General features: G+C 36.5%; 21 protein-coding genes. 7 read left to right on the top strand and 14 right to left on the bottom strand.

Annotated features, from left to right (window positions below):
• Positions 1 to 8: 8 nt before the first annotated feature.
• The 4 genes from ABMA76_RS03390 to ABMA76_RS03375 all read right to left on the bottom strand — a co-directional run bounded on the left by ABMA76_RS03390 (position 9) and on the right by ABMA76_RS03375 (position 2,954).
• Positions 9 to 383, bottom strand: coding sequence for a hypothetical protein (locus tag ABMA76_RS03390; RefSeq protein ID WP_392909014.1), 375 nt, complete (start codon positions 381 to 383; stop codon positions 9 to 11).
• Positions 380 to 736 (bottom strand): hypothetical protein, encoded by a 357-nt coding sequence (locus tag ABMA76_RS03385; protein WP_392909012.1) that lies wholly within the window; start codon positions 734 to 736, stop codon positions 380 to 382. The genes ABMA76_RS03390 and ABMA76_RS03385 overlap by 4 nt, the downstream gene beginning before the upstream one ends.
• 25 nt (positions 737 to 761) lie before the next feature.
• Positions 762 to 1,727 carry a deoxyhypusine synthase family protein gene (locus ABMA76_RS03380; RefSeq protein WP_392909010.1) on the bottom strand — a complete coding sequence of 322 codons (966 nt, stop codon included), beginning with the start codon at positions 1,725 to 1,727 and terminating at the stop codon, positions 762 to 764.
• Between the two features lie 72 nt (positions 1,728 to 1,799).
• A complete protein-coding gene (locus ABMA76_RS03375; protein ID WP_392909008.1) occupies positions 1,800 to 2,954 on the bottom strand; it encodes a hypothetical protein in 1,155 nt (384 codons plus the stop codon).
• Positions 2,955 to 3,090: 136 nt separating this feature from the next.
• Between ABMA76_RS03375 and ABMA76_RS03370 the strand changes: the two genes are divergently transcribed.
• Genes ABMA76_RS03370 through ABMA76_RS03360 form a run of 3 tightly spaced genes read left to right on the top strand, consistent with a single transcriptional unit; the run spans position 3,091 to position 6,052 of the window.
• Entirely contained in the window at positions 3,091 to 4,179 is a 1,089-nt protein-coding gene (locus tag ABMA76_RS03370; protein WP_392909006.1) for an imelysin family protein, read from the top strand.
• Positions 4,173 to 5,537 carry a di-heme oxidoredictase family protein gene (locus ABMA76_RS03365; protein WP_392909004.1) on the top strand — a complete coding sequence of 455 codons (1,365 nt, stop codon included), beginning with the start codon at positions 4,173 to 4,175 and terminating at the stop codon, positions 5,535 to 5,537. The genes ABMA76_RS03370 and ABMA76_RS03365 overlap by 7 nt, the downstream gene beginning before the upstream one ends.
• Positions 5,537 to 6,052 (top strand): hypothetical protein, encoded by a 516-nt coding sequence (locus ABMA76_RS03360; protein WP_392909002.1) that lies wholly within the window; start codon positions 5,537 to 5,539, stop codon positions 6,050 to 6,052. The genes ABMA76_RS03365 and ABMA76_RS03360 overlap by 1 nt, the downstream gene beginning before the upstream one ends.
• Positions 6,053 to 6,079: 27 nt before the next feature.
• Here ABMA76_RS03360 and ABMA76_RS03355 read toward each other — a convergent pair whose 3' ends face one another.
• The 6 genes from ABMA76_RS03355 to ABMA76_RS03330 all read right to left on the bottom strand — a co-directional run bounded on the left by ABMA76_RS03355 (position 6,080) and on the right by ABMA76_RS03330 (position 14,822).
• The gene (locus tag ABMA76_RS03355; protein ID WP_392909000.1) at positions 6,080 to 7,996 is read right to left on the bottom strand and encodes an ATP-binding protein; all 1,917 of its coding nucleotides are present in this window, start codon (positions 7,994 to 7,996) and stop codon (positions 6,080 to 6,082) included.
• 42 nt (positions 7,997 to 8,038) lie between these two features.
• On the bottom strand, positions 8,039 to 9,925 hold the full coding sequence (locus tag ABMA76_RS03350) for an ATP-binding protein (RefSeq protein WP_392908999.1): 1,887 nt from the start codon (positions 9,923 to 9,925) through the stop codon (positions 8,039 to 8,041).
• Between the two features lie 86 nt (positions 9,926 to 10,011).
• The gene (locus ABMA76_RS03345) at positions 10,012 to 10,581 is read right to left on the bottom strand and encodes a YceI family protein (RefSeq protein WP_392908997.1); all 570 of its coding nucleotides are present in this window, start codon (positions 10,579 to 10,581) and stop codon (positions 10,012 to 10,014) included.
• A 7-nt stretch (positions 10,582 to 10,588) separates the two neighbouring features.
• Positions 10,589 to 11,749 carry an NAD(P)/FAD-dependent oxidoreductase gene (locus tag ABMA76_RS03340; protein WP_393060951.1) on the bottom strand — a complete coding sequence of 387 codons (1,161 nt, stop codon included), beginning with the start codon at positions 11,747 to 11,749 and terminating at the stop codon, positions 10,589 to 10,591.
• Complete coding sequence (locus tag ABMA76_RS03335) at positions 11,746 to 13,776, bottom strand: hypothetical protein (RefSeq protein WP_392908993.1); 2,031 nt, start codon at positions 13,774 to 13,776, stop codon at positions 11,746 to 11,748. Before ABMA76_RS03335 ends, ABMA76_RS03340 begins: the two co-directional genes overlap by 4 nt.
• Entirely contained in the window at positions 13,764 to 14,822 is a 1,059-nt protein-coding gene (locus ABMA76_RS03330; RefSeq protein WP_392908991.1) for a type III polyketide synthase, read from the bottom strand. Before ABMA76_RS03330 ends, ABMA76_RS03335 begins: the two co-directional genes overlap by 13 nt.
• 130 nt (positions 14,823 to 14,952) lie before the next feature.
• On the opposite strand from ABMA76_RS03330, the gene ABMA76_RS03325 reads away from it, so the two are divergent.
• The gene (locus tag ABMA76_RS03325) at positions 14,953 to 15,468 is read left to right on the top strand and encodes a LuxR C-terminal-related transcriptional regulator (protein WP_392908989.1); all 516 of its coding nucleotides are present in this window, start codon (positions 14,953 to 14,955) and stop codon (positions 15,466 to 15,468) included.
• Between the two features lie 27 nt (positions 15,469 to 15,495).
• Positions 15,496 to 16,134 (top strand): hypothetical protein, encoded by a 639-nt coding sequence (locus ABMA76_RS03320; protein WP_392908987.1) that lies wholly within the window; start codon positions 15,496 to 15,498, stop codon positions 16,132 to 16,134.
• A 13-nt stretch (positions 16,135 to 16,147) separates the two neighbouring features.
• Here the strand turns inward: ABMA76_RS03320 and ABMA76_RS03315 are convergent, their stop codons facing one another.
• The 4 genes from ABMA76_RS03315 to ABMA76_RS03300 all read right to left on the bottom strand — a co-directional run bounded on the left by ABMA76_RS03315 (position 16,148) and on the right by ABMA76_RS03300 (position 19,937).
• Complete coding sequence (locus ABMA76_RS03315; RefSeq protein ID WP_392908985.1) at positions 16,148 to 16,642, bottom strand: Hsp20/alpha crystallin family protein; 495 nt, start codon at positions 16,640 to 16,642, stop codon at positions 16,148 to 16,150.
• A gap of 126 nt (positions 16,643 to 16,768) precedes the next feature.
• Complete coding sequence (locus ABMA76_RS03310; RefSeq protein WP_393060949.1) at positions 16,769 to 18,118, bottom strand: NAD(P)H-binding protein; 1,350 nt, start codon at positions 18,116 to 18,118, stop codon at positions 16,769 to 16,771.
• A 15-nt stretch (positions 18,119 to 18,133) separates the two neighbouring features.
• Positions 18,134 to 18,601, bottom strand: coding sequence for a DUF4442 domain-containing protein (locus tag ABMA76_RS03305; RefSeq protein WP_393060947.1), 468 nt, complete (start codon positions 18,599 to 18,601; stop codon positions 18,134 to 18,136).
• A 40-nt stretch (positions 18,602 to 18,641) separates the two neighbouring features.
• Positions 18,642 to 19,937 carry a sensor histidine kinase gene (locus ABMA76_RS03300; protein WP_393060945.1) on the bottom strand — a complete coding sequence of 432 codons (1,296 nt, stop codon included), beginning with the start codon at positions 19,935 to 19,937 and terminating at the stop codon, positions 18,642 to 18,644.
• 225 nt (positions 19,938 to 20,162) lie between these two features.
• Between ABMA76_RS03300 and ABMA76_RS03295 the strand changes: the two genes are divergently transcribed.
• Together ABMA76_RS03295 and ABMA76_RS03290 are read left to right on the top strand one after the other, a co-directional pair.
• A complete protein-coding gene (locus ABMA76_RS03295) occupies positions 20,163 to 21,185 on the top strand; it encodes a hypothetical protein (RefSeq protein ID WP_393060943.1) in 1,023 nt (340 codons plus the stop codon).
• Between the two features lie 335 nt (positions 21,186 to 21,520).
• Positions 21,521 to 22,108, top strand: a complete 588-nt coding sequence (locus ABMA76_RS03290) for a histidine kinase dimerization/phospho-acceptor domain-containing protein (protein WP_392908977.1) — start codon at positions 21,521 to 21,523, stop codon at positions 22,106 to 22,108.
• The last annotated feature ends 5 nt before the right edge of the window (positions 22,109 to 22,113 follow it).

The following is a 22,113-nucleotide window of genomic DNA, read 5'->3' as shown; positions in this document are numbered from 1 at the left end:
TGGCAATCTTATCTTGATCTGGCAAGTTTACGTCCAAGATATAAAACCAATTGAATGACTAAAACACTCAAGAATGCACTAGTTCCAAGTGCTCCACCATATCCTTTAAGATACGGAACGAGATATTGAAAGAAAAGAGCAAAGAAAACAGCACCAATGATAATGGTATAATTATGCATCTTTGTAGGACAACTCATTCCAACAAAGGTTGAGCCAAAGAAAATGACGGCCATCATTTCATAATTGGGCACTATAAAGTATAAGATAGCGTAAGCAACTAAAGTTAAAAGTGCAGAAGCTCTAACGGCCCCTATCTTTTTAAAATGAGATAGATGAAAAGTTGAAAGTGCACCAATAAGAGAAACTCCAATTGCAGTTATCATATGATACTCCCCTTGATAAAGAAGAATAGGGCAACACTAACAAAGGCAATCGTTCCAAGCTTACCACCAAAGCCCTGAAAAATTCTAAGAGTGTAAAAATATAAGATTGCACCAATGAGAGAGATCCCTAGTATTTCCCAGTAATTGGTTACTAATTCACTTGAGCACATCCCAGCAAAACTACCTGTGTAGACAGCTGCTTGAATGGTCATTCTCATTGGAATTAAACCAGCAACTAGACCAACAAGAGCTGAAGCGACCACTGGGGACCAACCTAATTGTGTATGAATGGTAAAACAAAAAAGGCATCCTAAAAAGAATGCCCCAAATTTGTATAAAAATTGTATTCTCATGCCCCTCTATCTTAGAGCAATGAGCTTAGTTTTCCAATACGTAATGGAAAACAAGTGGTGCGACAATTGTCGCATCTGATTCAATAATAAACCTTGGGGTCTTAGAGGATAGTTTTCCCCAAGTGATCTTTTCATTTGGAACAGCTCCTGAATAAGAACCGTAGCTTGTTGTCGAATCAGAGATTTGGCAGAAGTATGACCAAAGAGGAACATCGTCTTCCATATCTTGGTTAAGCATTGGAACAACACAAATTGGAAAGTCTCCCGCGATTCCGCCACCAATTTGGAAGAACCCGATACCACCATCACCACAGTTTTCAGGATACCACTTAGCAAGGTACATCATGTACTCAATCCCATTTTTTACAAGTGATGGTTCAAGCTCTCCTGTTAAGCAGTAAGAAGCAAAGATATTTGCCGTTGTTGAATCTTCCCAACCAGGAACGATTATAGGAAGATTCTTTTCACAAGCGGCCATAACCCAAGAGTTTGCAACATCAGTTTCAAATTCTTTAGCGAAATCTTCACGACGAAGAATACGATAAAGAAACTCGTGAGGAAAAAGTCTTTCTCCTGCTTTAGCGGCATTAGACCACTCTTCAAAAAGATACTTTTGAAGTTTTCTAAAGGCAGTCTCTTCTGGAATACAAGTATCAGTCACACGGTTAAAACCTTGCTCTAAAAGCTCCTCTTCTTCCTCGGGACTTAAGTCTCTATAATTTGGAATTCGCTTATAGTGGTTGTATGCAATAAGATTCATAATATCTTCTTCAAGGTTTGCACCTGTACAAGAAAGAATTTGAACCTTATCCTGACGAATCATTTCAGCAAGAGAAACCCCAAGCTCGGCCGTACTCATGGCACCAGCTAGAGTGATCATCATCTTCTTTCCACTATTTAAATGGTCAACGTAAGCCTTTGATGCATCAACTAGTGAAGCGGCATTAAAGTGTCGATAATTGCGACTAAAGAATTGGGCCATTGTACTCATAATAAATCTCCTGACATAGCCAAAATAGAACGAGACTTATTACACCACAATATAGAGCCAAGTCTACATAAATTAGTCAAAAATATTATAATTTGAAGAATACATGAGCCCAATGACACTGGTGTCTGAAGCACCATCTTGAGTCTGGTAATAAAGACCAAAAATCGGGCTGGCCTTTCGGTTAGTTAGCTTAAATCCCACTGATGCTTCATAAGTACGAGAAATATTTTCAGGTAGATCCTCTGCCACTCTGTTTTCAACTTCACGATACTGGAAACCAAGTAAAAATGAGTATGTCGTTCCTTTATAAAATTTAGACATCGTATATTCAGGAGAACTTAAACCAAGCTTTAGCCAAATATCATCTGAGAACTTGTTTCGATTCTGCTCCTGATTAGGGTCAAACGAAATAATATCTTTCGAAATATCATAGAAAATTTCAAAAGAGGGTGACCAACTCGTTGGCGATAGGTAGCTATACCCTAAATTTATACCAGGATTACTCTTATAGCTTGGCTTTGTTGTCTCCCTAGTGAAAACAGTGGGGTCAGCATTCAAACGTAAAAATGACTCCTGTGTACTCGATGAAGAATACTTAATTCCAGGAAATGCCAAGGAGGCACTTAAGAAATGATTTTTTTCAATATAGGATGCACTTAAAAGAGTATTTATAATAATATATTTCGTTCGATTATTTATTGTTTGTAAGTATTCATCGCCGCCAATATTTCCATAGAAAGTCGAAAATGTTTTTGAGGATTGAATATTAAGACTTCCAGAAAACCCAAGTGCGATTTTTTTATTTAATTTCTTAGCAGCACTAATACCAAGTACAGTTTCTTCGCCCTGAATATTAGCACTTCCCCTAATTCCATTAATGTCAAAGGCAAGAGTTCCATTATTTGTCCCACTATAAGTAACAAAATTCGTAAATGTTATCCCAAAGAAGTCCCCTGCAAAACCAGTAAAATACGGAATGAACTGGCTTTCAAAATCACTGCCTTGTGTTCCTTCAACATCAATGTCTTGTCTTGTGTACATAAGACCAAAGTAAATCTTAATTTCATCATGCTTAAGATAGGCCGTCGCAGATGGGAACACTAAAGCAGCACCAATATCACCTGGCCGAGAGGTTGTATTTCCCAAGAAACCTGACTCATGGCCAATTGGTAACGCAAATAAACTTAGTGATAATAGAACTAGCGCAACGATTCGAAATAAAGACATACAAAAAATTAAATCACCCTATGTAAATAAAGTCTATTCTAATAAAAAATGAACTTAATTGTTGATATTAACTAATGTTTGATGTATCAAACCTTAGTTCCAACAAACAATCATAACTTTAACAAAGGATAAGAATATGTTGAAAAGATCTATCTTACTGATTTCACTAGGATTAGGCTTAAATACTTCTGCTACAACGACAGCACAATCAGTAATTAAAGGTTACACAAACCTAGTTTACAAGACTTATACAGAATCTCTTGATAAGGCGATTGTTCTTCAAGACGACGTTGAATTCTTCATCTCTAACCCGGGTGTTATGACACTTGAAATGGCAAGAGAGTCTTGGAGGCAAGCCAGAGCTCCTTATGGACAGTCTGAAGTTTTCAGATTCTATAATGGCCCTATCGATAGTGATGAAGGTCCAGAGGGACTTTTGAATGCATGGCCACTAGATGAAGCTTATATCGACTATGTTGAAGGTGCACCAAACGCAGGTATCGTAAACAACGTAACTGACTATCCAGTGATTTCAAAAGAAATTCTCACTTCACTTAATGAACTCAATGGTGAAAAGAATATCTCTACTGGTTATCACGCGATTGAATTCCTACTTTGGGGACAGGACCTTTCAGTTGATGGCGCTGGAGATAGACCTCACACAGACTATGTCATTGGTCTTGGAAAGAACGCTCAAAGACGTGCAGAATATTTATCAACAGCAACAAGTCTTTTAATTGATCACCTAACTGAACTAGTTGATGCTTGGGCACCAAACAAAGATAACTACAGAGCTACATTTGAAGCAAAAGATCAAAAAGAGGCCCTTAATAATATTCTTTCAGGAATGATCTATATGTCAGGAGATGAACTTTCAGGTGAAAGAATGTTTGTCGCTTGGGAAACTCAAGGTCAAGAAGATGAGCACTCTTGTTTTTCTGATATGACTCATATGGATATTCAGTGGAACTTCTGGGGTGTTGCCAATGTACTTAAATCAACAGGAATCCTAGGTCTAACAGACAACACTGTTCTTACAACAACAATTCACAACAGAGTTGCAAAAATCAATAAAATGCTAGCAGGTCTTCCTGTACCATTTGATCAAGCAATTCTAGATGAAAATGCAAGACCAGAAATTCTAGCTTCAATCGAAGAGATGGAACAACTTGCAATTGAGCTTGTTGAAATTTCTGAAGAGCTTGAGACGCCAGTACAATGGTAAGAGCTATTGTTCTCACATTTTTATTCGTATTAAATTTTAATACATATTCCAGTGAAAAGTTCCCGGCAGGTGCCGGGACTACACTGGACTTTTCCGTGAATGCTTTCTCACACCCGATGAGTGGTACACGTGGAATGCTTAGGCGACAATTTCAAGTTGGAAATAGCTTTTTTAAAGGAGCTTGGATAACATCCCCTTCTTCGACTCCTTTAAGAGATGGGCTGGGACCAATTTTTAATGCGACTTCTTGTACATCATGCCACCTTCTAGATGGACGAGGACGTGGGCTTCCAGAAAATGATGGTAAAACTAATATCTCACTTCTCTTTCGTTTAAAAACAATTGGAGAAGATGGGAATTTACGGCCTCATCCATTCTATGGCGACCAATTTCAACCTCACAGTATTGAGGGTGTTCAAGGAGAAGGTGAAGTCTTCGTAAAGTTTAAAACCATCACAGGAAGTTTTGCCGATGGTGAAACTTATGAGCTTAAAAAGCCAAATTACATTTTTAGAAAGCTGACTCATGGAAGCTTAGGAGACAATACCATTGTCTCACCACGAGTCGGTCCACAGATGATTGGACTTGGACTTCTTGAAAATATTAATGAAGAAGATATTCTTTTAGGAGAAGATCCTGAAGATTTAAATAATGACGGCATTTCAGGCCGTGCAAATTATGTCTTTTCAATAATTGAACAAAGACAAATGCTTGGGCGCTTTGGTTGGAAAGCTTCTCGTCCAAATCTCCTAGAGCAAAATGCTGCCGCATTCAATGGCGATTTAGGAATAACAAGTCCCCTTTTTCCAACAGAAGAATGCAGTCTCGTCCAAATTGATTGTTTAGAGAAACAAACACAGGAAGATATCTCAAAAGAGCTTTTAGATAAAGTAACTCTATACACACAATTAATCTCTGTTCCAGCTAGAAGAGACTTTAGTGACCCAAGTATTAAGAACGGAAAAAAGGCATTTCACCAAATAAACTGCCAAGCATGTCATAGGCCAGAATTCACGACAGGATCAAATTCAAAGAATCAGGTTTTAAATAATCAAAAGATCTACCCGTATACGGACATGCTCCTACATGACATGGGAGATGCGCTGGCCGATGATACCCGCTCTTATGAATTTGAAGGGAAGGCCACAACAAGAGAATGGCGAACACCTCCCCTTTGGGGCCTAGGCCTTGTTAAGACAGTCAATGGCCACACTCGATTTCTTCACGATGGCCGTGCACGTAACCTTCAAGAAGCAATTCTATGGCACGGAGGAGAAGCAAAACAAGCAAAAGATAATTTTATTAAATTAACAAAGAAAGATCGCCAAGATCTAATTAAATTTCTTAGGAGTCTATAATGAAAAGACTATTTCTTCTAACTATACTTTTAGCATCTTCAGTTAGCGCTCAAATTTGGCCACTACCAACTGGAACAACATACTTCGTTAAGGGAACAGGATACGACTGTGGTCAATTTATCAGACGCTACAAAGTTGAATACACAACAACGCCAAAGGTATTCTTAGACAAAGGAATTAAGTTCCATCTTTTAACTGCTGATAGTGACTTAAATGTCTTTTCAATTGAAACATCTTGGAACACAGAATCTGGTCAACTTTGTCAATTTGGTCTTTTCTTTAATCGTGCAAGAGAGACGAGAACACTTGATCTTGATTATACAAAATCACAAACTAATGGATCACCTGAAGCTTGTATAGAAAATGAAGAGTTATTAAAGAGTAAGCTTCAATCTTCTTCATATGAGGCCTCAAAAAGAGGTATTCGTTATATTGCAGTTGATATCCTAAATGAAGAAAATGAAGTCTGCGACGCAAATCGCGTAAGGTTAATTTTTGATCGACGAGCTCAGTAATATATATGTAGTGGCACCGTGGTGCCACTATTTAGCTTTAAGTGGAATAGTAAAAACGAAGCGAGTTAAAGATGAGCTTTCATCAAGATAAAACTCGCCACCATGTTTTTCAATATTATTCTTAGAGATGCTTAGACCAAGTCCTGTTCCCCTATTCTTCTTCTTTGTTGTAAAAAAGGGCTCCATAATTTTGCCTCGAATACCCTCTGGAATCCCGCTCCCCGTATCAGTAATAGAGATTTCCACGTACTCTTGATCGTATTTCTTGATCGAAATAGCCTTTAGGTTAATCTTTCTTTCGCCTTTAACATTGATAAGTTCGTCAAATGAGTTATTGATTAGATTAAGAAGAACTTGAGCGACTTGAACAATTGAGCCATGAATGACAATTGATTCATCGACATTAATATTGAATTCAATATCATTCTCTTTAAACTTTTCATAACACAGTGATGTGACATCCTCCACTGCCTCAATAAGGTGAAAGTCTGTGAATTTTGACTTATCTCCATCCTTGGCAAGATGCTTTAATCCTTTAATAATTTTCGAAATTCTAAAAGTTGTACTCGAAATTCGCCCAGCACTCTTAATGATATTTTCAGAACTAGTACGCTGAGTAATTCGATTCGCACTCAAATCGATAATTGTTAACGGGTTATTAATCTCGTGAGCGATCCCACTGGCCATCTCACCGATTGATACCAAACGAGCAGAGTTAATAATTTGGGACTGCTGTTGCACAAGTTGTACAGTTCGATCATGTACATTTCTTTCAAGCTTCTCATTCACTTTAATGAGAGAGTCTTTATAGCTACGCTGCTTCTCAAAGAAATATAGTAGAATAAAGAAGAAAATACATAAGCAAACAAAGCAGGCCAAAACGACTAATAACTCTATTTTATAGTCATGATAAAATTGGAAAAAGCTAGACGAGTAACTAATGATCTTAGAGTTTTCCGGTAATTTATTGATACTAATCTCATATCTCTTTAGCTGATCCAGATCAAAAACAAGATCATTAATAGAATGAGTTATGATAGGAATCTCTGAAATTTTCTTTTCTCCATAGATGTACTCATCGGCCATTCGAGCGATTTCTCGGCCATAGGCCGTACCATCAGAGAGATTTCCGCCAACAATCCCTTTGTTAAGAAGGAACTTTAGAAAACCATAGATTGGTTGCTTAGAGTACTTGCTAAGAGTCCTAATATTTTCATCGAATTCGAAATACTTCCCATCACGATCTCTAGCATAAACCCCAAAGAGAACAATTGAGTCATCTTCAAAATGCTTGGCCATTTCATAGATATCTTCCATATTGTAATTTTCAAGATAAATAACTTTTTGCTTTAGCTGCATTTTTTCAAATGAGCTCTCAAATTGTTTTTTTAGATAGCGACCAGAGGGAGAAAACTGTGTATTTATCACATATATCTTAGTGGCAGTCGGATTAATTTTCAGGGCACCTTTAACAGTAGGTATCACATCAAATGTTTCAACGACTCCGGTAAAGTTCTTCTCAGTTCGATAGATATCACGCTTAAACTTATCATAGCCATTTACACCACTAAAGATAATGGGAGCATCATTGAAAATCTCTCTTCGATACTTGATTGCAAAATCAAAGGCATAATCATCAGTTGTTACAATTAAATCAATTTTATGAGAGCTAAATTTTGTCGCGTAGAGTTTTGCTAAAATTTCATCATAGTCGCGTCCAAAAAACCTTTTAGAATCCATATACTCTGTATAAAACTTCATTGAGTATTTTCGACGACTCTGCAAGTGAAAACGAAAAGAGCTGTCAATTTCTTCCGTCCAAATATTCCCCATTTCATAAGAGTGCAACATAAGAATCTCAAAGGCATCTGATGCTTGAACAAAGGAGCTTAAAAAGAAGAATATGAATGCAATGGCCCGACTAATGACCTTAATTTTACTCATTGTAAATAAATATCACTTATTGATTAGAATGTAATTAATTATTTAAGCGGTAGGTAGTTGAATGACAAAGCGAGTGTTAGGGCATGATTTATCAACAAAGATACGGCCCTTGTGGTGCTCTATAATATTTTTGCAGATACTTAGACCAAGGCCAGTACCTCTTTGATCAACCTTAGTTGTAAAGAATGGCTCCATGATTTTTTCAAATATCTCTTCAGAGATCCCCTTGCCTGAATCCGTCACAGAAATTTCAACGATATCCTTCTCTTTCTTTCCTTCAAGCTTAATCCAGCGTTCAGTATCTCCCTGAACCAATTCATCAAAAGAGTTATTAAGGAGGTTGAGAACAACTTGAGAGATTTGTACAGGAGCACCATGAACTTTTAAATTCTCATCAACATCAATTTTGAAGTGAATTTCATTCTCTTTAAATTTTTCCTTACAAATTGAAATTACATCTTCAATGGCCGTCTTAATATTGACAAGCTCACTTGAAAGACTAGCGTCTTCCTTGGCCAGCTGCTTAAGCCCTTTAATGATTTTTGAGATGCGATCTACCGTCAGCTTTATCTTTTGTGCAGACTTTAGAACAACTTCATTATCGGCCAATTGAATTATTCGATAGGCACTTAAATCAATAATTGTCAGAGGATTATTAATTTCATGAGCAATTCCACTGGCCATCTCACCAATTGAAGCGAGCTTGGCCGAGTTGATCAATTTCGACTGTTGTTCAATTAACTGTCTTGTTCTCTTTTCGACTCGATCCTCAAGCTGTTCGTTAATTCGAAGTACGGCCTTCTTGTGCTTCTTTTGTTGTTCAAAATGATAAGCAAGAACCACGAGACTAATAAACAGGCACGCAAATGAGAAAAGGATAAACCAAAACTCAAAGGTATATTCTTCATAAAAACGAAGTAGTTTATTATTGCGATTAATAATCTGTGAACTAACAGGTAGTTTGTGGAAATCTAGACCGTACTTAACAATTTTTGCGTAATCAAAAATTATCGGAGCCTCCACATTTTCAACAATTGGGATTGAATTGATATCCTCACCTGCAATGACCTTATTTGCAATAAGGGCCGCTTCCTTTCCGTATAGCTCACCACTTGTGAAGTAGCCTCCAGTCAACCCATATGGAAGATAGTACTTTAAGAAGCCGTAAATAGGGACATTCGAGTGTTTTGCTAATTCGCCAAGGTTCTTCTCAAAATCGAGAAAGTTTCCATCACGATCACGAGAGAAGCCACCATAAAGAGCAAAAGAGCCCTTCTCTAGAGTTTCAACTATTTTATAAAGATCACTTGCGCTTATATCTTCTAGGTACTCAACCTTGTCTTCTAACTTTAATTCAGCAATAGACTTTTGAAATTCTTTCTTTAGATACTGACCACTTGGAGTATGAATTGTGTTGATTATATAAAACTTTTTGGCCCTGGAATGTAGCTCTTGAGAAAGCTCAAGCATTTCTTTAATCTTGAAGCTTTCAACTAGTCCCGTAAAGTTATTCTCATTACGATACTTCTGCTTAAACTCGTTATTATAACCGTTAATTCCTGTAAAAATAATCTGACTATTCTGAAATAATTTATCTCGATACTTCATTGCAAAGGCAAAAGCGTTATCATCAGAAGTGATAATTAATTTTATATTTCTGTCAGAGTATTTAATTGAAAATAGATTGTATAATCTTTCACCATAGTCCTTACCAAAGAAACGCTTAGAATCCATATATTCTGTATAAACGTCTAAGTGATTCTTATCACTATGAAGATGCTTCTTAATAGACTGATCAATAATGTCCGTCCAAATACTGTCGCGCGAGTAAGAATGAAGAATAAGAACTTCATATTTATCTAATGCAATGCTTGGAAGCGCCAAGATAATAAGGATGAATGTGATGAATAATGCCCTAGCCCATTTCACTATTTGAAACTATCATTATATCGCTAAAAAGTATTGAGAAAATTTATCAATTTAGCAAAAAATCTTCATAAAAGACCGAAATTACTTTAAGGAACCACGTAAAACTTTACCTCAACTTCATCGTGAACAGTTGCTATCCAAATTGATGGGTCAGGGATCTCTAGCTTCTTAAGGGACAAAACAGACTTCCCAGCTAAAGATACCTCCCCCTCAGCAGTTACAACTTTTTCGATAAATAGGTCAATTGAGTGCTTCTTATTTCTTATCTCAATGCTTCCCTTATTTAACTCACCGAGTCTTACTGGGCCAGGTATACGAACAATAAGCCTTGGGTACTTTTCTGCTTCGAGAGATTGCTCATACATCTTCTCATTGCGTGCATCATTATCAGTATCTAAGTGCTTTGTATCAACTACTATTGAAATATCTTTGTAATTACCTTTTCTATCTTTCGAATAAGTTATCTTTGCATCTCTAACTACACCTTTAAAGTCCGTAGTTATGACTCCGGCCTTTGTAGAAGACATATTAAAGAAGATACGATTCTTTGCTTCAAGTGCTTTGTCATAACTATCATATTTAAGGGTTAATTTTGATTCTGCATGGAGACTTGTTTGTAAGAGTAATAGCATTGTGAGTAGCTTTATAAATTTCATATATACCTCAAGAAAAAATGACTTTAAAGAGACCCTTAACTGGAGTGTGAATATTTCCAATAATTCCGATAAAGTTATCTCTTCTTTTTTGACTATGATTTAAAAATTTCGCAATGACTTCAATTAACCATGAACGACGAATGAGCCATTGAAACCCAATATTAAGAAAAGTTTTCTCTCGAAAATTTTTCGATTTCTTCTCTTTGTAAATTAATAGAGACTGATTATAATCAAAGCATGTTTTAGTAATATTAATACTTTCAAAAAGCATTTTAGCAGTAAGTAGTGCATTAAAAATCCCTTCACCAGTAATAGGATCAACGAAACCAGCAGCATCACCAATTAAGGCCACATTATTCCCAATGACATCTCTAACATTATGTTCAATCGGATAGCTAGTATGGATTTTTGCATCCTCTGTTAGCTCAACACCAAGTTCATTTTTAATTTGATCAAGGTAATGTTCAAATGTACTTTTTGCATTACCATATTTTTTAATCTCTTGGGCGCTACAAACAAGTGAAAGGTTTAACTCTCTTGACGAAATAGGATCGACACCGATATAGCTTCCTTTATCAAAAATAAACATTTGCCCTTTTCGAGAAGCTGTTTTACTTGTTTCAAGCCAAGCATGTAAAGCAATGCGTTTTTTTGAGTTTGGTAATTGTAGCTTTAGTTCTCGAGCAATAAAAGAGTTTCTTCCGTCTGCACCGACTAAGAGCCTAGAGTAAAAGACATCATGATCAGAAGTTTCAATTCTCCAATAAGTGCCTAAGTACTCCATTCTGACGACAGTCTTTCCAAAAATAACTTGAGCACCACTATCGCTCGCAAGGTTAATTAACCGTTTATCTAGAACTTGGCGATTAACACTGACTCCAAAATTTTTCTTACCATGGCTTTTTGGAAAAGTTGTATTTACCCTGTTTTTCTTGGCAGTATGAATGATCATCCCTTCTAAAGGAAGAAAGTCTTGATAGACCGACTTTAACTCAAGTTCATCCAATATCTTTACACCCTGTGGACAAAGGTACTCACCGCATACCTTACGGCCAATTTCCCAATTTCTTTCTAAGATTAAAATCTTAGAGTCATTTTTGGCCATCAGATGACCAAAGAGTGCCCCCGCGGGACCACCACCAACAATTAGTACATCATAGATATTCATTCCCAATCCTCCATAACCTCTTTTAAAGAAGAGCTACCTAAGTAAAGAGTTGGTAGAACAAAGAGATCAAAAATCATCCCACAAAACAAAATGAAGGATAAGTTTACACCAAACTCCCTAATAGGTAGAAAGTCATAAATTCCAAACAATAAGAATGCGATAATTAGTGTCAGCGAACTTGTCAGTATTGGTTTCACGATCGTTTCAACATACGACAAAAAGCCACCTCTTCTTTCATCAAAGAAATGCAATAAGTGAAAGGTGCTATCAACAACAATCCCAAGCCCCACACTGTATGTCATCACAGTCGCGATATTTAGGGACATCCCTGTTAAATTAAGAAAGCCGAGAGATAATCCCAGTGGCATAGTGTTTACAAGAATGAAGATCATAAACAGCTTTAACTGCTTTAATGAAATAACAGCAATAATGGCCATAATAAATAAGCTCAAAAGAAAGCTTTTTGAAAGAGTATGTACCATCGCTTTTTGTGAAATCATTAAATTATAATAAAGGCCATCAAGTATGTAGGTCTTCTCTCCTAGGGTATTTCTTACTTTTACCAAAAGATCTTCATATTGATCGACATTCAAAGGAGTCCCTAAAAGAGTAATCTTATAGAATGAATCGATTGGATAAGCTTCTCGAATTCCTTCTGCGGCCTTTGAGTAAAGAGTCGCATAGGCAAATTGATTATCAGGTAGTGAAGTATGCCCACTATATGCTTGGTTAATCTTTCTCACCACAAGGTTACGAGACATTACACTCACACCAGCGAGAGTCCCTAGCTCATCTTCAATATTACTTATCTTTTTCAAATCTTCGTAGCTTAAATCCCCCATTCCTATTTCTAGTAATGGCACTCCCCCAGCGATTGGAGAGATTTCATTAAAGCTTCTTGCGATGGCCGTATCTTTAGGAAAGTACTTCGTCGCATCTGTAATGATATCGATATTCATTGCCCCCCATATCCCAATAAATAGAGAGATACTACAAATAAGAAATAGGCTTGCTCCAGATAAACTATTTCCTGGATACTTTGACAATTTCACATGAGCTGTTTCTTCAAGCTTTAAGACTTTCTCAACACTTAATAACCAGAGCATTGAGACTAATGAAGATAGAAGAATCATAAGACTACTGAGTAGTCCAAAAACTCGAATAACATAGATTTCACTCACATATAGAGACAAGAAACCTATGAAGGTTGTCACAAGCATAAGAGAAATAGGCTTTATCTTTTTCTTAAGGGCAAGTGATAAGCTTCCTTCTTTTCTCGCTGTAAAATAGATATGCTGACCAAGAGAGAGCACGATAACAAAGGTCATAAGTGGAACAATTGAAGTCACCATATTCATCGTTCCAAAAAAGAACTTAATGACTGCCAAAGAAAAAATGGCACTAAAAAGACATGGAACGAAGAGCAATAGTGTTGCTAGAAAATTTCTTATAAAGGCCAACAGCAGAATAAATGAGAAGACAAATAGAATAGGAAATAGCTTTTCTTGAACGAGAGCAGATGACTGGTCAAGATGATAATTTGTGTACTCGTGGCCAGCACAGAAGAAACTTTGATTTTCTTCAATTTTACGAATTACATCTTTTAGCTGACTTTTTTTACCATTATTAAATATTAGAAATCCTAATCGATTAGACGAGATTAGATCAGCTTGGGCATCGACTCCCTTAATAAGTTCACGAGTAAGAATCGCACGCTCTTTTACAAGATCATGAGGGTAAACAAAGTAGCACTCATCATCACATAGCTGCGCCAACTCATTGCCAAACTTCTCAAGTCTTAAATACGCCTCCTCACTAGGAGTTTCATTTGTGTAAACAACAAGAGAGTCAACTTCCGGGTAGTCTTGCTGAAATGCTCTAAATTGATACATCCCCTCATCAGTTAAAAAAATCGATTCTGGATTTTTTTGTTTGATATCCTTGGTATAAAAAAGCATTCCAGCAAAAACGCCGACAAAGGAAATAATAAATAGAGATCTAAGAATCGCTTTTATTATGACCTCCACTCTAGAAGAATACTTTGGGCCATAAAGCCTGGGCCAAATGCTAGCATATAGCCACGCTGTCCGCTTTCAATAACCCTTTCTTTCGTTACCTTGTCAAAGATATGGAGAATTGTCGCAGAAGACATATTCCCACAGTTTTCAAGAACCCATTTAGACTCTGAAATATCTTTGTTGTAATCACCAATATAGTCTTCAACCATCTGAATGATTTTCTTTCCACCTGGGTGAAACATATAATTATCGATATCTTCAATCTTCAGGCCATTACGTTCTAAGAATGGAAGAAAGATATTTTCAAAATTTCCTTCAATTGCACTTGGTACATCTTTATCAAGAACAATTTTTAGCCCTGAGTTTATTAACTCAAATCCCATCAGGTATTCGCCATGAGAGAAATTATACATATCGGTATTAATAATATGGGCACCTTTTCCTTCACCACCTTTTAAAACAGCACAAGCAAAGCCATCAGAAAAGATTGCAGTTGATACAAGATTGGCCGCATCCAGGTCATTTAATTGAAATGTGATACTTGGGATTTCCATTGTCAGCACAAGGGCCGTTTTATCGGGGTTGGCCTTTAAAAACTCATCGGCATAAATCAAGGCCGACGTTCCCCCCGCACAGCCCATTTCCGTAACAGGCAGACGAACAACATCCTTTTTTAAACCAAATTCATTGACGAGGTATGCATCAACTGATGGAATCATGAATCCAGTACAGCTGGTTGTGATAATATAGTCCACTTCGCTTGGATCAATATTTGATCTTTCAAAAGTCCGTTTCAATAACCTCTTACCATACTCAACCATTTTGGCTTTATAGATATTATTCTTCTCTTCAAAGCTAATGTTGGAGAAGACAGTCTCGAGATCAACAACTGCACTTCGTTGATCTATTTTGGAGCCCTTAAATATTTTCAGGGCCTTACGTCTTGTGGTCTCATCAACATCTTTTAGCCATAGGCGCTGTGCTGCTTCAACGATCTCTTCAGTCTTGTAAGTGTAATCTGGTTTATAAGTTTCCATGTGAACAATACGTGTCATTTGTTCCTCCTTTCCTAGAGAAAGAATTGTTCAAAAACCTTAATTTTGTAACTGGACGAAAGTCCTAATTCCAAATAAAATGTGTATTATCAGATAGATACAACTCTTATAAGACTAAGGTCCTAGAACTATGCTTAATAAACGTGAACGCCTAATTACTGGAATACTCTTCCTTTTTATTTCCATCTTTCTTATTTTTGATATCTACGAAGACCTCAGCGACGGCTCGACTTACGAGCATGTTATCGAGGAAGGTATTATTATGCTCATAGGACTTATCGGAACCGCAGTTCTATGGTTCAAGTGGCTATTTACAAAAAAGGAAAACTTAAGAATTAATTCAGATGTTACAAAACTAAAATTTGACTTAGAAAACTATAAACAAAAAACGCGTGAATTATCTCGTGGACTTTCAGAGAAAATAAATGATCAGCTAAATGAATGGTCACTGACAAAGTCAGAAAAAGATATCGCCCTACTTCTTCTAAAGGGACTGGCCATTAAAGAAATTGCTGAAATCAGATCGACTGCTGAGAAAACAATAAAACAGCACTGCACGAATATCTATAGTAAATCAAATCTTAGTGGGCGTAGTGAATTATCAGCTTTCTTCTTAGAGGATATTTTGGTCATTGATGAGCTATAAGAAAACAATAACCAAGAACAAATGGACATGAATCTTAAAGAATTTAATGACAAACTAACAAAAACGAATAAATTAGCGATTATTGGGCCAATGGCCTTAAAGCTCCCCTACATCATAGACTCACCAATCATTTATGTCGATGGTGGTCTAAATCATAGGCCAAGCGATGACCACCCTTACCTCTCTGTTGGCGATGATGATTCTAATCAAACAAATGATAGTCTTGATATCACCTTAGATGAAAATAAAGACTTCTCTGATCTCACCTTTGCTTTAACACTGATACCAGACAATATCACCGAGATTAACTTATTTGGCTTCTTAGGTGGAAGACTCGATCATCAAATGGTTACCCTCGGCTCAATTCATCATTTTTTAAAAGAGAGAAAATCACAAACAATATGCAATTTTGAAAGAAAGCTTCTAGCATGTTCTAGTGGTGATTTCTCATTTACTCACAAAGGTACATTTTCACTTTTAAGTCTTGAGAAACAAGAACTACAAATTAGCGGCGCATGTGACTTTCCTCTTAATACGCAAAAGAAAGTAAAAACTCTTAGCTGCCTAACCCTTTCAAATAAGGCTTCAGGTGAAGTGCATATTAATTCCGAGCTACCTGTATTTATCTACTTATTAGATTCAGAAACACTAGGCCTTAAAGCCTAGTGTTCTAAAAATGTTAATGTGATGATTTGTCCTTTTCATCCGCAAATAATTTAACAAAGTTTTCAGTAGCATCTGAAACTTCAATCTTATGAGACTTCTTCTCTGCACTCTTAGGTAGAGCTAAGTAGAGAATACCATCTTGAATTTGGGCCTGAACTTCATTTCGATTGATAAAATGAGGTACTGTTAGACTACGAGAAATACGTCGAGTCTCCCCGCCACCATCTTCAAAAAGAGTTTTACGTTTGGCTTCAATAGTGACAAGGCCATCATCGACTTGAATATTAAGGTCTTCCTTCTTAACTCCAGGCATATCAATACTTAGCAGATAAGCATTATCAGTTTCCTTCATTTCACCAAAGGCATTACTGCTTCCACTTCCTCTGCCCTGCCAGATATCTTCTAGGCCGGTAATAATATCCCTAAACTCATTATCAAAATTTGCGGAACCAAAAAAGTCTGAATTAAATGCAGAGCTTTTTCGAGGAACAATTGAACGTCTAATCATGGGAAACTCCTTTAACTTACGTGTGTGTTGTAGAGAGTACATAACGACGCCAATAGATAAACGCCATCACTTATCTCTGGTTATTAAGATAACGCCATCTTATCATTGTGAATGAGTCGGATAAACTTAAGATATTTTTAAATGCTTTAAATAAGAACTAAAAGATCTCATGACAAAGAGATGTATTGGTGCCTGAGTATAGCAGTAAATATACCAAGGAAGAGATGGGCGAAAGTTATTAATTGATACTAGAGTAAATTTTCCATTAGCAACACTTCTAAACTCCAACCATCCAGTGTCTTTAGATGCACTTAAAACTCCTCCAACAATATGAAACTTTGCCCTTCTTAAATTCGACTTATTTTCGATATACCTAAGAATCAGTAGTGGTGTTTTAAATCCAAAAATATTGAAAGTAATAGTCCCCTCTTCTTCATGAACATGAATAATAAATCGGATAAAGCGTGGAAGCCACTTCATATAAGTACTCGCAAGCTCTTTCATTTCAAGATGGTTGGGGTTATCAAGGCGTTGAATAGAGCGAACAGTTTTCTCTTCTTTTCGCCTTGCTCTACGAGGAGCTCTTTTCGTTTTTCTTAAATTAATTAAATTTAACATTTCATCATATGATCGAATTTTGATTAGGTCTCTAATATCATCTTCGATATCAACTTTTGGAAGATGACATTTTAAGCTATCGACTAAAGGAGAAACTAACTCTATTTGTGACTCACCAAAAATAGTCACCCACCACTTTGATAATTTTAAATAATTAATTGGAACAGGAATCATGGGACAAAACTTTCTAAAGCGACGAGAAGTCTTTCTTATCAACTGCTCGTAAGTAACATCCTCTCCATTAACAATATTCAAAATACGATGAAAGAAGTTTTCGTTACCAATCAAATGCGAGAGAACCCGCAATAAGTCGTCGATATAGACCAGTTGAGTGCGACTCTTTGTCCACTTAGGTAAAATCATTGCAGGCAAGTTAATAACGAGATTCTTTAAAATCTCAAAAGATGAACCACCATCTCCAACAATCATACCCGCTCGTAAAATTGTATAAGCAATACCTGATGACTTAAAGACTTCCTCTACTTCAAGTCGGCTTTTTAGGTGTTCACTACTTTCACCTGTCGGAACAAGTCCTCCAAGGTAAATAATATGTTTTACACCATTATGCTGACATGCCTTTGCAAAGTTATCGGCCAAAAGAAGATCCGTATCGCGGAAGTTTCCTTGAAATAATCGTGATGATGGTAGCATTGAATGGACAAGATAAATTGCAATATCAATATCTTTTAAGGCTTCCTTAGTGCTGTGATAAGAGAAGAGGTCTGTTTTTAAAAACTCAACGTTCTCATCTGAATAAGACTCACTACGCCCCAGGGCCCTAACTTTATGTTGGCCTTTGATCTTTTGAATGAGGTTACGACCAATAAAACCATTGGCACCAGCAATTGCTACTTTCATAATGGACAACTATAGTTAATCTTTCTTCTTGCGACGAACGTAGAGAATTTTTTTTACTCTTGCTACTTCCTTAGCGTTTTCGTCATAAATAGAAGTTTCAAAAACAGGAAGAACTCTTCTTTCTTCACTGGCCTGCTTTTTTATTCGTTCGACTTCTTCCAGGCTAATTTCAAACTCGGCCTTAACTACACCTTTCCCAGGACTTAAAAATTCGATTTCCGCTGATTTATCCCAAATAATATGGTCTTTCCCAAGGTGAAAACTCAGAAGTAACATATAGAATGGATCACACATTGAGTATAAGCTTCCCCCAAAGTGAACTCCAACATAATTAGTATTAAGAAATGTTTGTTTCATTTGCACACAGATCTTTGTGCGTTCATCATTGATAGATAAGACCTTAATTCCTGCACCGAGGTAAGGAGGCCAAAACTTAAGTAATTTAATGGCCTTTTCTGGTGAAATTCTTTGCCAAAAGCTCATGGCGAAACCTTTAAAATTCAGTCGATTAATAAAGTATTTATTATATCATTGGAAATTTCAAAGTCACGCGAGAGCCAGTAGTTGGCATATTTTCAATAAATAGAGTAGCACCATGCTTTTTGAGAAAAGTATGAACTAGTTTCAGGCCTATGCCTGTTCCTTTCTCTCCCTTTGTCCCCTGCTTTACATGAAATGTCTGTCCACTCTGGATTCCGTCAATAACAATATTAGGAACCCCTTCTCCTTCATCACAAATTTGGATTGCATAGCCGTCTTCCATAGCTCCCTTGACCACAATCTTCTTTCCTTCAGGGGAGAATTTAATTGCATTTGAAATAATATTACGAACACAAGTTTCAATCATATTGCTATCGTGATTAAAGACGTAGTCCTCTAGATCAACTTCAATTTCGAGGTCTTTCGTTTGAGCTAACTCATAAGCAAACTCAACAGCACTTGTTATCGTATCTTTAATATTTAGTTCTTTTGGACTATAGCCTAAGCTTTCATTACTAGTTAGCGCCCAGGCAAGGAGATCCTTTAAAAGCGCATCTGTTTTCTTTGCCGATTTAATAATACGGTCTTGGTAAAGCTTGATTCTCTCAACTGAAAGCTGTTCGTTTCTTTTTGAAACAAGAGAAGCTGACGATAGAATAACTTGTAATGGACTTTTTAAGTCATGAGCAATCGTTGAAATAACATCGTCTTTTGTTTTATTTAGCTCTTCTAGACGGCGGTTTGAAATATAAAATAATCGCCAGGCCCTATTAAACATTGACCTGAAGGCAAAAAGAACAATATTTAACGATAGAAGAATAAAGACCTTGTAGAAGTGTTTATTAAGATCAACTGACTCATTTAGAATTGGAATTATTATAAATAGTGCAAAAAGTAGTACACAGTTTAAAATGATTCCATTTAGTCTTCCTGGTAGCATGACATAGAATGACGTGGTCATAATCATTATACCAGCAAGCAGTGTCGTACTTGTCCCCATAATCATAAATGTCATCAGTGCAACAATGACTACGGAAACAAGTTTAATAAAAAATAAGTGAGTTTCAATTTTGTCACTATAATCACTCTTTCTAAAAGCAATAAAAAAGCCAAGCCCATAGGCAACAAGTAGTGCCCTAAAGAAAGTAAGAATATTTGCTGAACCAAAAGTGTAAACTCGTTGATAGTCTGCCAAAATTCCTGCAAATAGTAACAGGACGCAGCAAACTAGATACGACAATAACGTGTATGTACGATCCTTTGGCCAAGACGTTTGAAGATAATTTCTCTCTTCAGTACGCGACTTAAATTCCCCAAAGGAATTAATTAGGGCTTCCAATAGCTAATCCTTTAAACTTCAATGCATAAACAATTAGTCTTTACTACATTTATCCAAGAGATTCGAGAAAAAAAATTGTGATGTAAAAATTTACAGCCCACCATAGCTTGTAAAAACAACAACTTAAAGAATTAAAACAAATGATTATTATGTTCGATATTTGGTCGGCCTGCGGAAATCTTTCAATTTAACATAGTGGCATATATGAACGTGCTAATTATAAATATGAACAAAATCGCACCTCTCATCATTAGTTTTTTTGCCTTAAATACATCCGCAAGCGACATCAAGTCGAGATTACTCGATTTTCATCAGATTCAAGAAGAATTAAAGTGTAGTACAGAATATAAATACGTCGCCTCGGCGTTTAAAGTAAAGAAGAGAGAGTCTATTGATTGCAGTGATGTAGATTGGGCCGAAAATGCCCTAAGTAAAGTTGCAAATCTTAAACCAGATGCACCAATGATAAACTTGGAAATACTTGCCAGAGACAATGGTGCGTCATTTGATATTGGAGAAACAGTACGAATTCCTCTTCACTTAACATTTTCAAACCAATGGGGACAAGTCTTTAACTCATATACAGTTGGAACTGATGCGATCCTCTATCATGAGTATTCACATGCTATATTTGGAAAGAGAATTGGAACACAATTCTATCCGAAGCTTAAGGCCTTAGCAGAAAGACTATCGCGCTTTAAAGTTAATCGCCAAAAAGCTTATGCTGAAGGAAATCCGAGAAATGTTGTTAAATACTATACAAAGCAAATCGAGTCCATTGAAGAGCGCATAAAGACTCATGAGGAGCTTGAAAAATATCATCTTTCGTCATCATATAACGAACTCTTTGCAGACCTCATGGCCGTTCTTGTAACAAATAATCGCAATGCCATCTTCAATGCTCTTTACTATGACCAGATGACAGATGACGCCTATGAGCTAATTAAACTAAGGTCATTTGAGGACCAAAATACAAAATATGATAATCGTGGACTCTATGAAGAGCATGGTGAGTTGGCATTAGTTCGCCAATATCTTGGAGAAGAAATTCTGCCTAAAATTTTCAAAAAAGAGAATGAAGAAAAACTTAAGAAAGAATTAATAGAAATCGTCCTCAACTCAATTGAATCTCAAATGGATAAGAGGATTAAGAAGGCCGCTTTTAAAACCTCTCCTACGCACAGCAATACTGCTCTAATTGAAGAGATCAAGCAACGATATCTTAGTAAAATGGATTCTGTTGACTGAGCAAAAGATAAAACCTAAAATTAAGCGAAAGCGACTGAGTCAACTAGAGGTGAATCATAAGCGTCGATTTATTCAAATACTTTTATCCAAATTCCGTAAATGATGAAAACGAACTTCAAGCTATTGATAAGCGCTACGAAGCTCGCTTAATCGTTTTCACCTTGGTTTCTATAATATTTATTTTCTTCCTAATGATTGGCGTCTTTTCCTATAACGTAGGAATTACGAGCCAATACAATATGCCCTTTCTGATCTTTATCCCAATTGCATCATACACTCTCTTCTTTTATAAGAGATACGATAATCCACTTCTGTTTAAGGTCCTAATCCTTAGCATGAGCTATATTATTATCAATTTAAGGGCCTTTGAGCTTCAATCTCATGCTGGCTCGCTAGTCCCATGGATGCTCGTAGTCTTTGCCCTGATCTCATATACCGTTTCGTTTCGAGTCGGTTTTGGAGGAATACTCCTAAACTCTATCGCCATAATTTATAACTCGTATATGGGACATAGCTTTTCTGGAATTCTTGATAAAGAACTCCAAGTTATTGTTAACCAAGGGATTCCCATTTTTCTTTTTTCTTTAGTGGTCTATTACAAGCATGTCGTTGACCGCGAAAAGTCTAAGGAGCTTAAACGTTTTCAAAAACGTGATGCCATTTCAAAGATGATTATCACCTTATCGCATGAGATAAATAATCCTCTTACAGTTTCAAAATTGTGTCTAAGTAGATTAAAGAGAAATTATGATAACGATACATTAAATCGTTGTGAAAAGAATCTCGATCGTATCTCCAAGATCACTCACTTTATTAAAGATATTCAGGACTTTAAAGAAGTCGATTACGGAACAAATAGCAAGATGTACGACCTTTACGAGGCCATAAAAAGCCACGAAAGGTCAATCGATGACATCCTTTAATAACC

This window comes from Halobacteriovorax sp. ZH5_bin.2 (assembly GCF_043196375.1).
In the GTDB taxonomy this organism is placed as follows: domain Bacteria; phylum Bdellovibrionota; class Bacteriovoracia; order Bacteriovoracales; family Bacteriovoracaceae; genus Halobacteriovorax_A.
The sequence above is the reverse complement of the archived record's forward strand: the minus strand, read 5'-3'. Positions and strand labels throughout refer to the sequence as shown.

Coding starts and splice junctions, on each gene's coding strand:
- ABMA76_RS03320 (WP_392908987.1), top strand. CDS start 15,496: ATGAATCTTAAAGAATTTAATGACAAACTAACAAAAACGAATAAATTA.
- ABMA76_RS03370 (WP_392909006.1), top strand. CDS start 3,091: ATGTTGAAAAGATCTATCTTACTGATTTCACTAGGATTAGGCTTAAAT.
- ABMA76_RS03315 (WP_392908985.1), bottom strand. CDS start 16,642: ATGATTAGACGTTCAATTGTTCCTCGAAAAAGCTCTGCATTTAATTCA.
- ABMA76_RS03290 (WP_392908977.1), top strand. CDS start 21,521: ATGAGCTATATTATTATCAATTTAAGGGCCTTTGAGCTTCAATCTCAT.
- ABMA76_RS03340 (WP_393060951.1), bottom strand. CDS start 11,749: ATGAATATCTATGATGTACTAATTGTTGGTGGTGGTCCCGCGGGGGCA.
- ABMA76_RS03295 (WP_393060943.1), top strand. CDS start 20,163: ATGAACAAAATCGCACCTCTCATCATTAGTTTTTTTGCCTTAAATACA.
- ABMA76_RS03380 (WP_392909010.1), bottom strand. CDS start 1,727: ATGAGTACAATGGCCCAATTCTTTAGTCGCAATTATCGACACTTTAAT.
- ABMA76_RS03325 (WP_392908989.1), top strand. CDS start 14,953: ATGCTTAATAAACGTGAACGCCTAATTACTGGAATACTCTTCCTTTTT.
- ABMA76_RS03360 (WP_392909002.1), top strand. CDS start 5,537: ATGAAAAGACTATTTCTTCTAACTATACTTTTAGCATCTTCAGTTAGC.
- ABMA76_RS03365 (WP_392909004.1), top strand. CDS start 4,173: ATGGTAAGAGCTATTGTTCTCACATTTTTATTCGTATTAAATTTTAAT.
- ABMA76_RS03385 (WP_392909012.1), bottom strand. CDS start 736: ATGAGAATACAATTTTTATACAAATTTGGGGCATTCTTTTTAGGATGC.
- ABMA76_RS03345 (WP_392908997.1), bottom strand. CDS start 10,581: ATGAAATTTATAAAGCTACTCACAATGCTATTACTCTTACAAACAAGT.
- ABMA76_RS03390 (WP_392909014.1), bottom strand. CDS start 383: ATGATAACTGCAATTGGAGTTTCTCTTATTGGTGCACTTTCAACTTTT.
- ABMA76_RS03330 (WP_392908991.1), bottom strand. CDS start 14,822: ATGACACGTATTGTTCACATGGAAACTTATAAACCAGATTACACTTAC.
- ABMA76_RS03355 (WP_392909000.1), bottom strand. CDS start 7,996: ATGAGTAAAATTAAGGTCATTAGTCGGGCCATTGCATTCATATTCTTC.
- ABMA76_RS03310 (WP_393060949.1), bottom strand. CDS start 18,118: ATGAAAGTAGCAATTGCTGGTGCCAATGGTTTTATTGGTCGTAACCTC.
- ABMA76_RS03305 (WP_393060947.1), bottom strand. CDS start 18,601: ATGAGCTTTTGGCAAAGAATTTCACCAGAAAAGGCCATTAAATTACTT.
- ABMA76_RS03375 (WP_392909008.1), bottom strand. CDS start 2,954: ATGTCTTTATTTCGAATCGTTGCGCTAGTTCTATTATCACTAAGTTTA.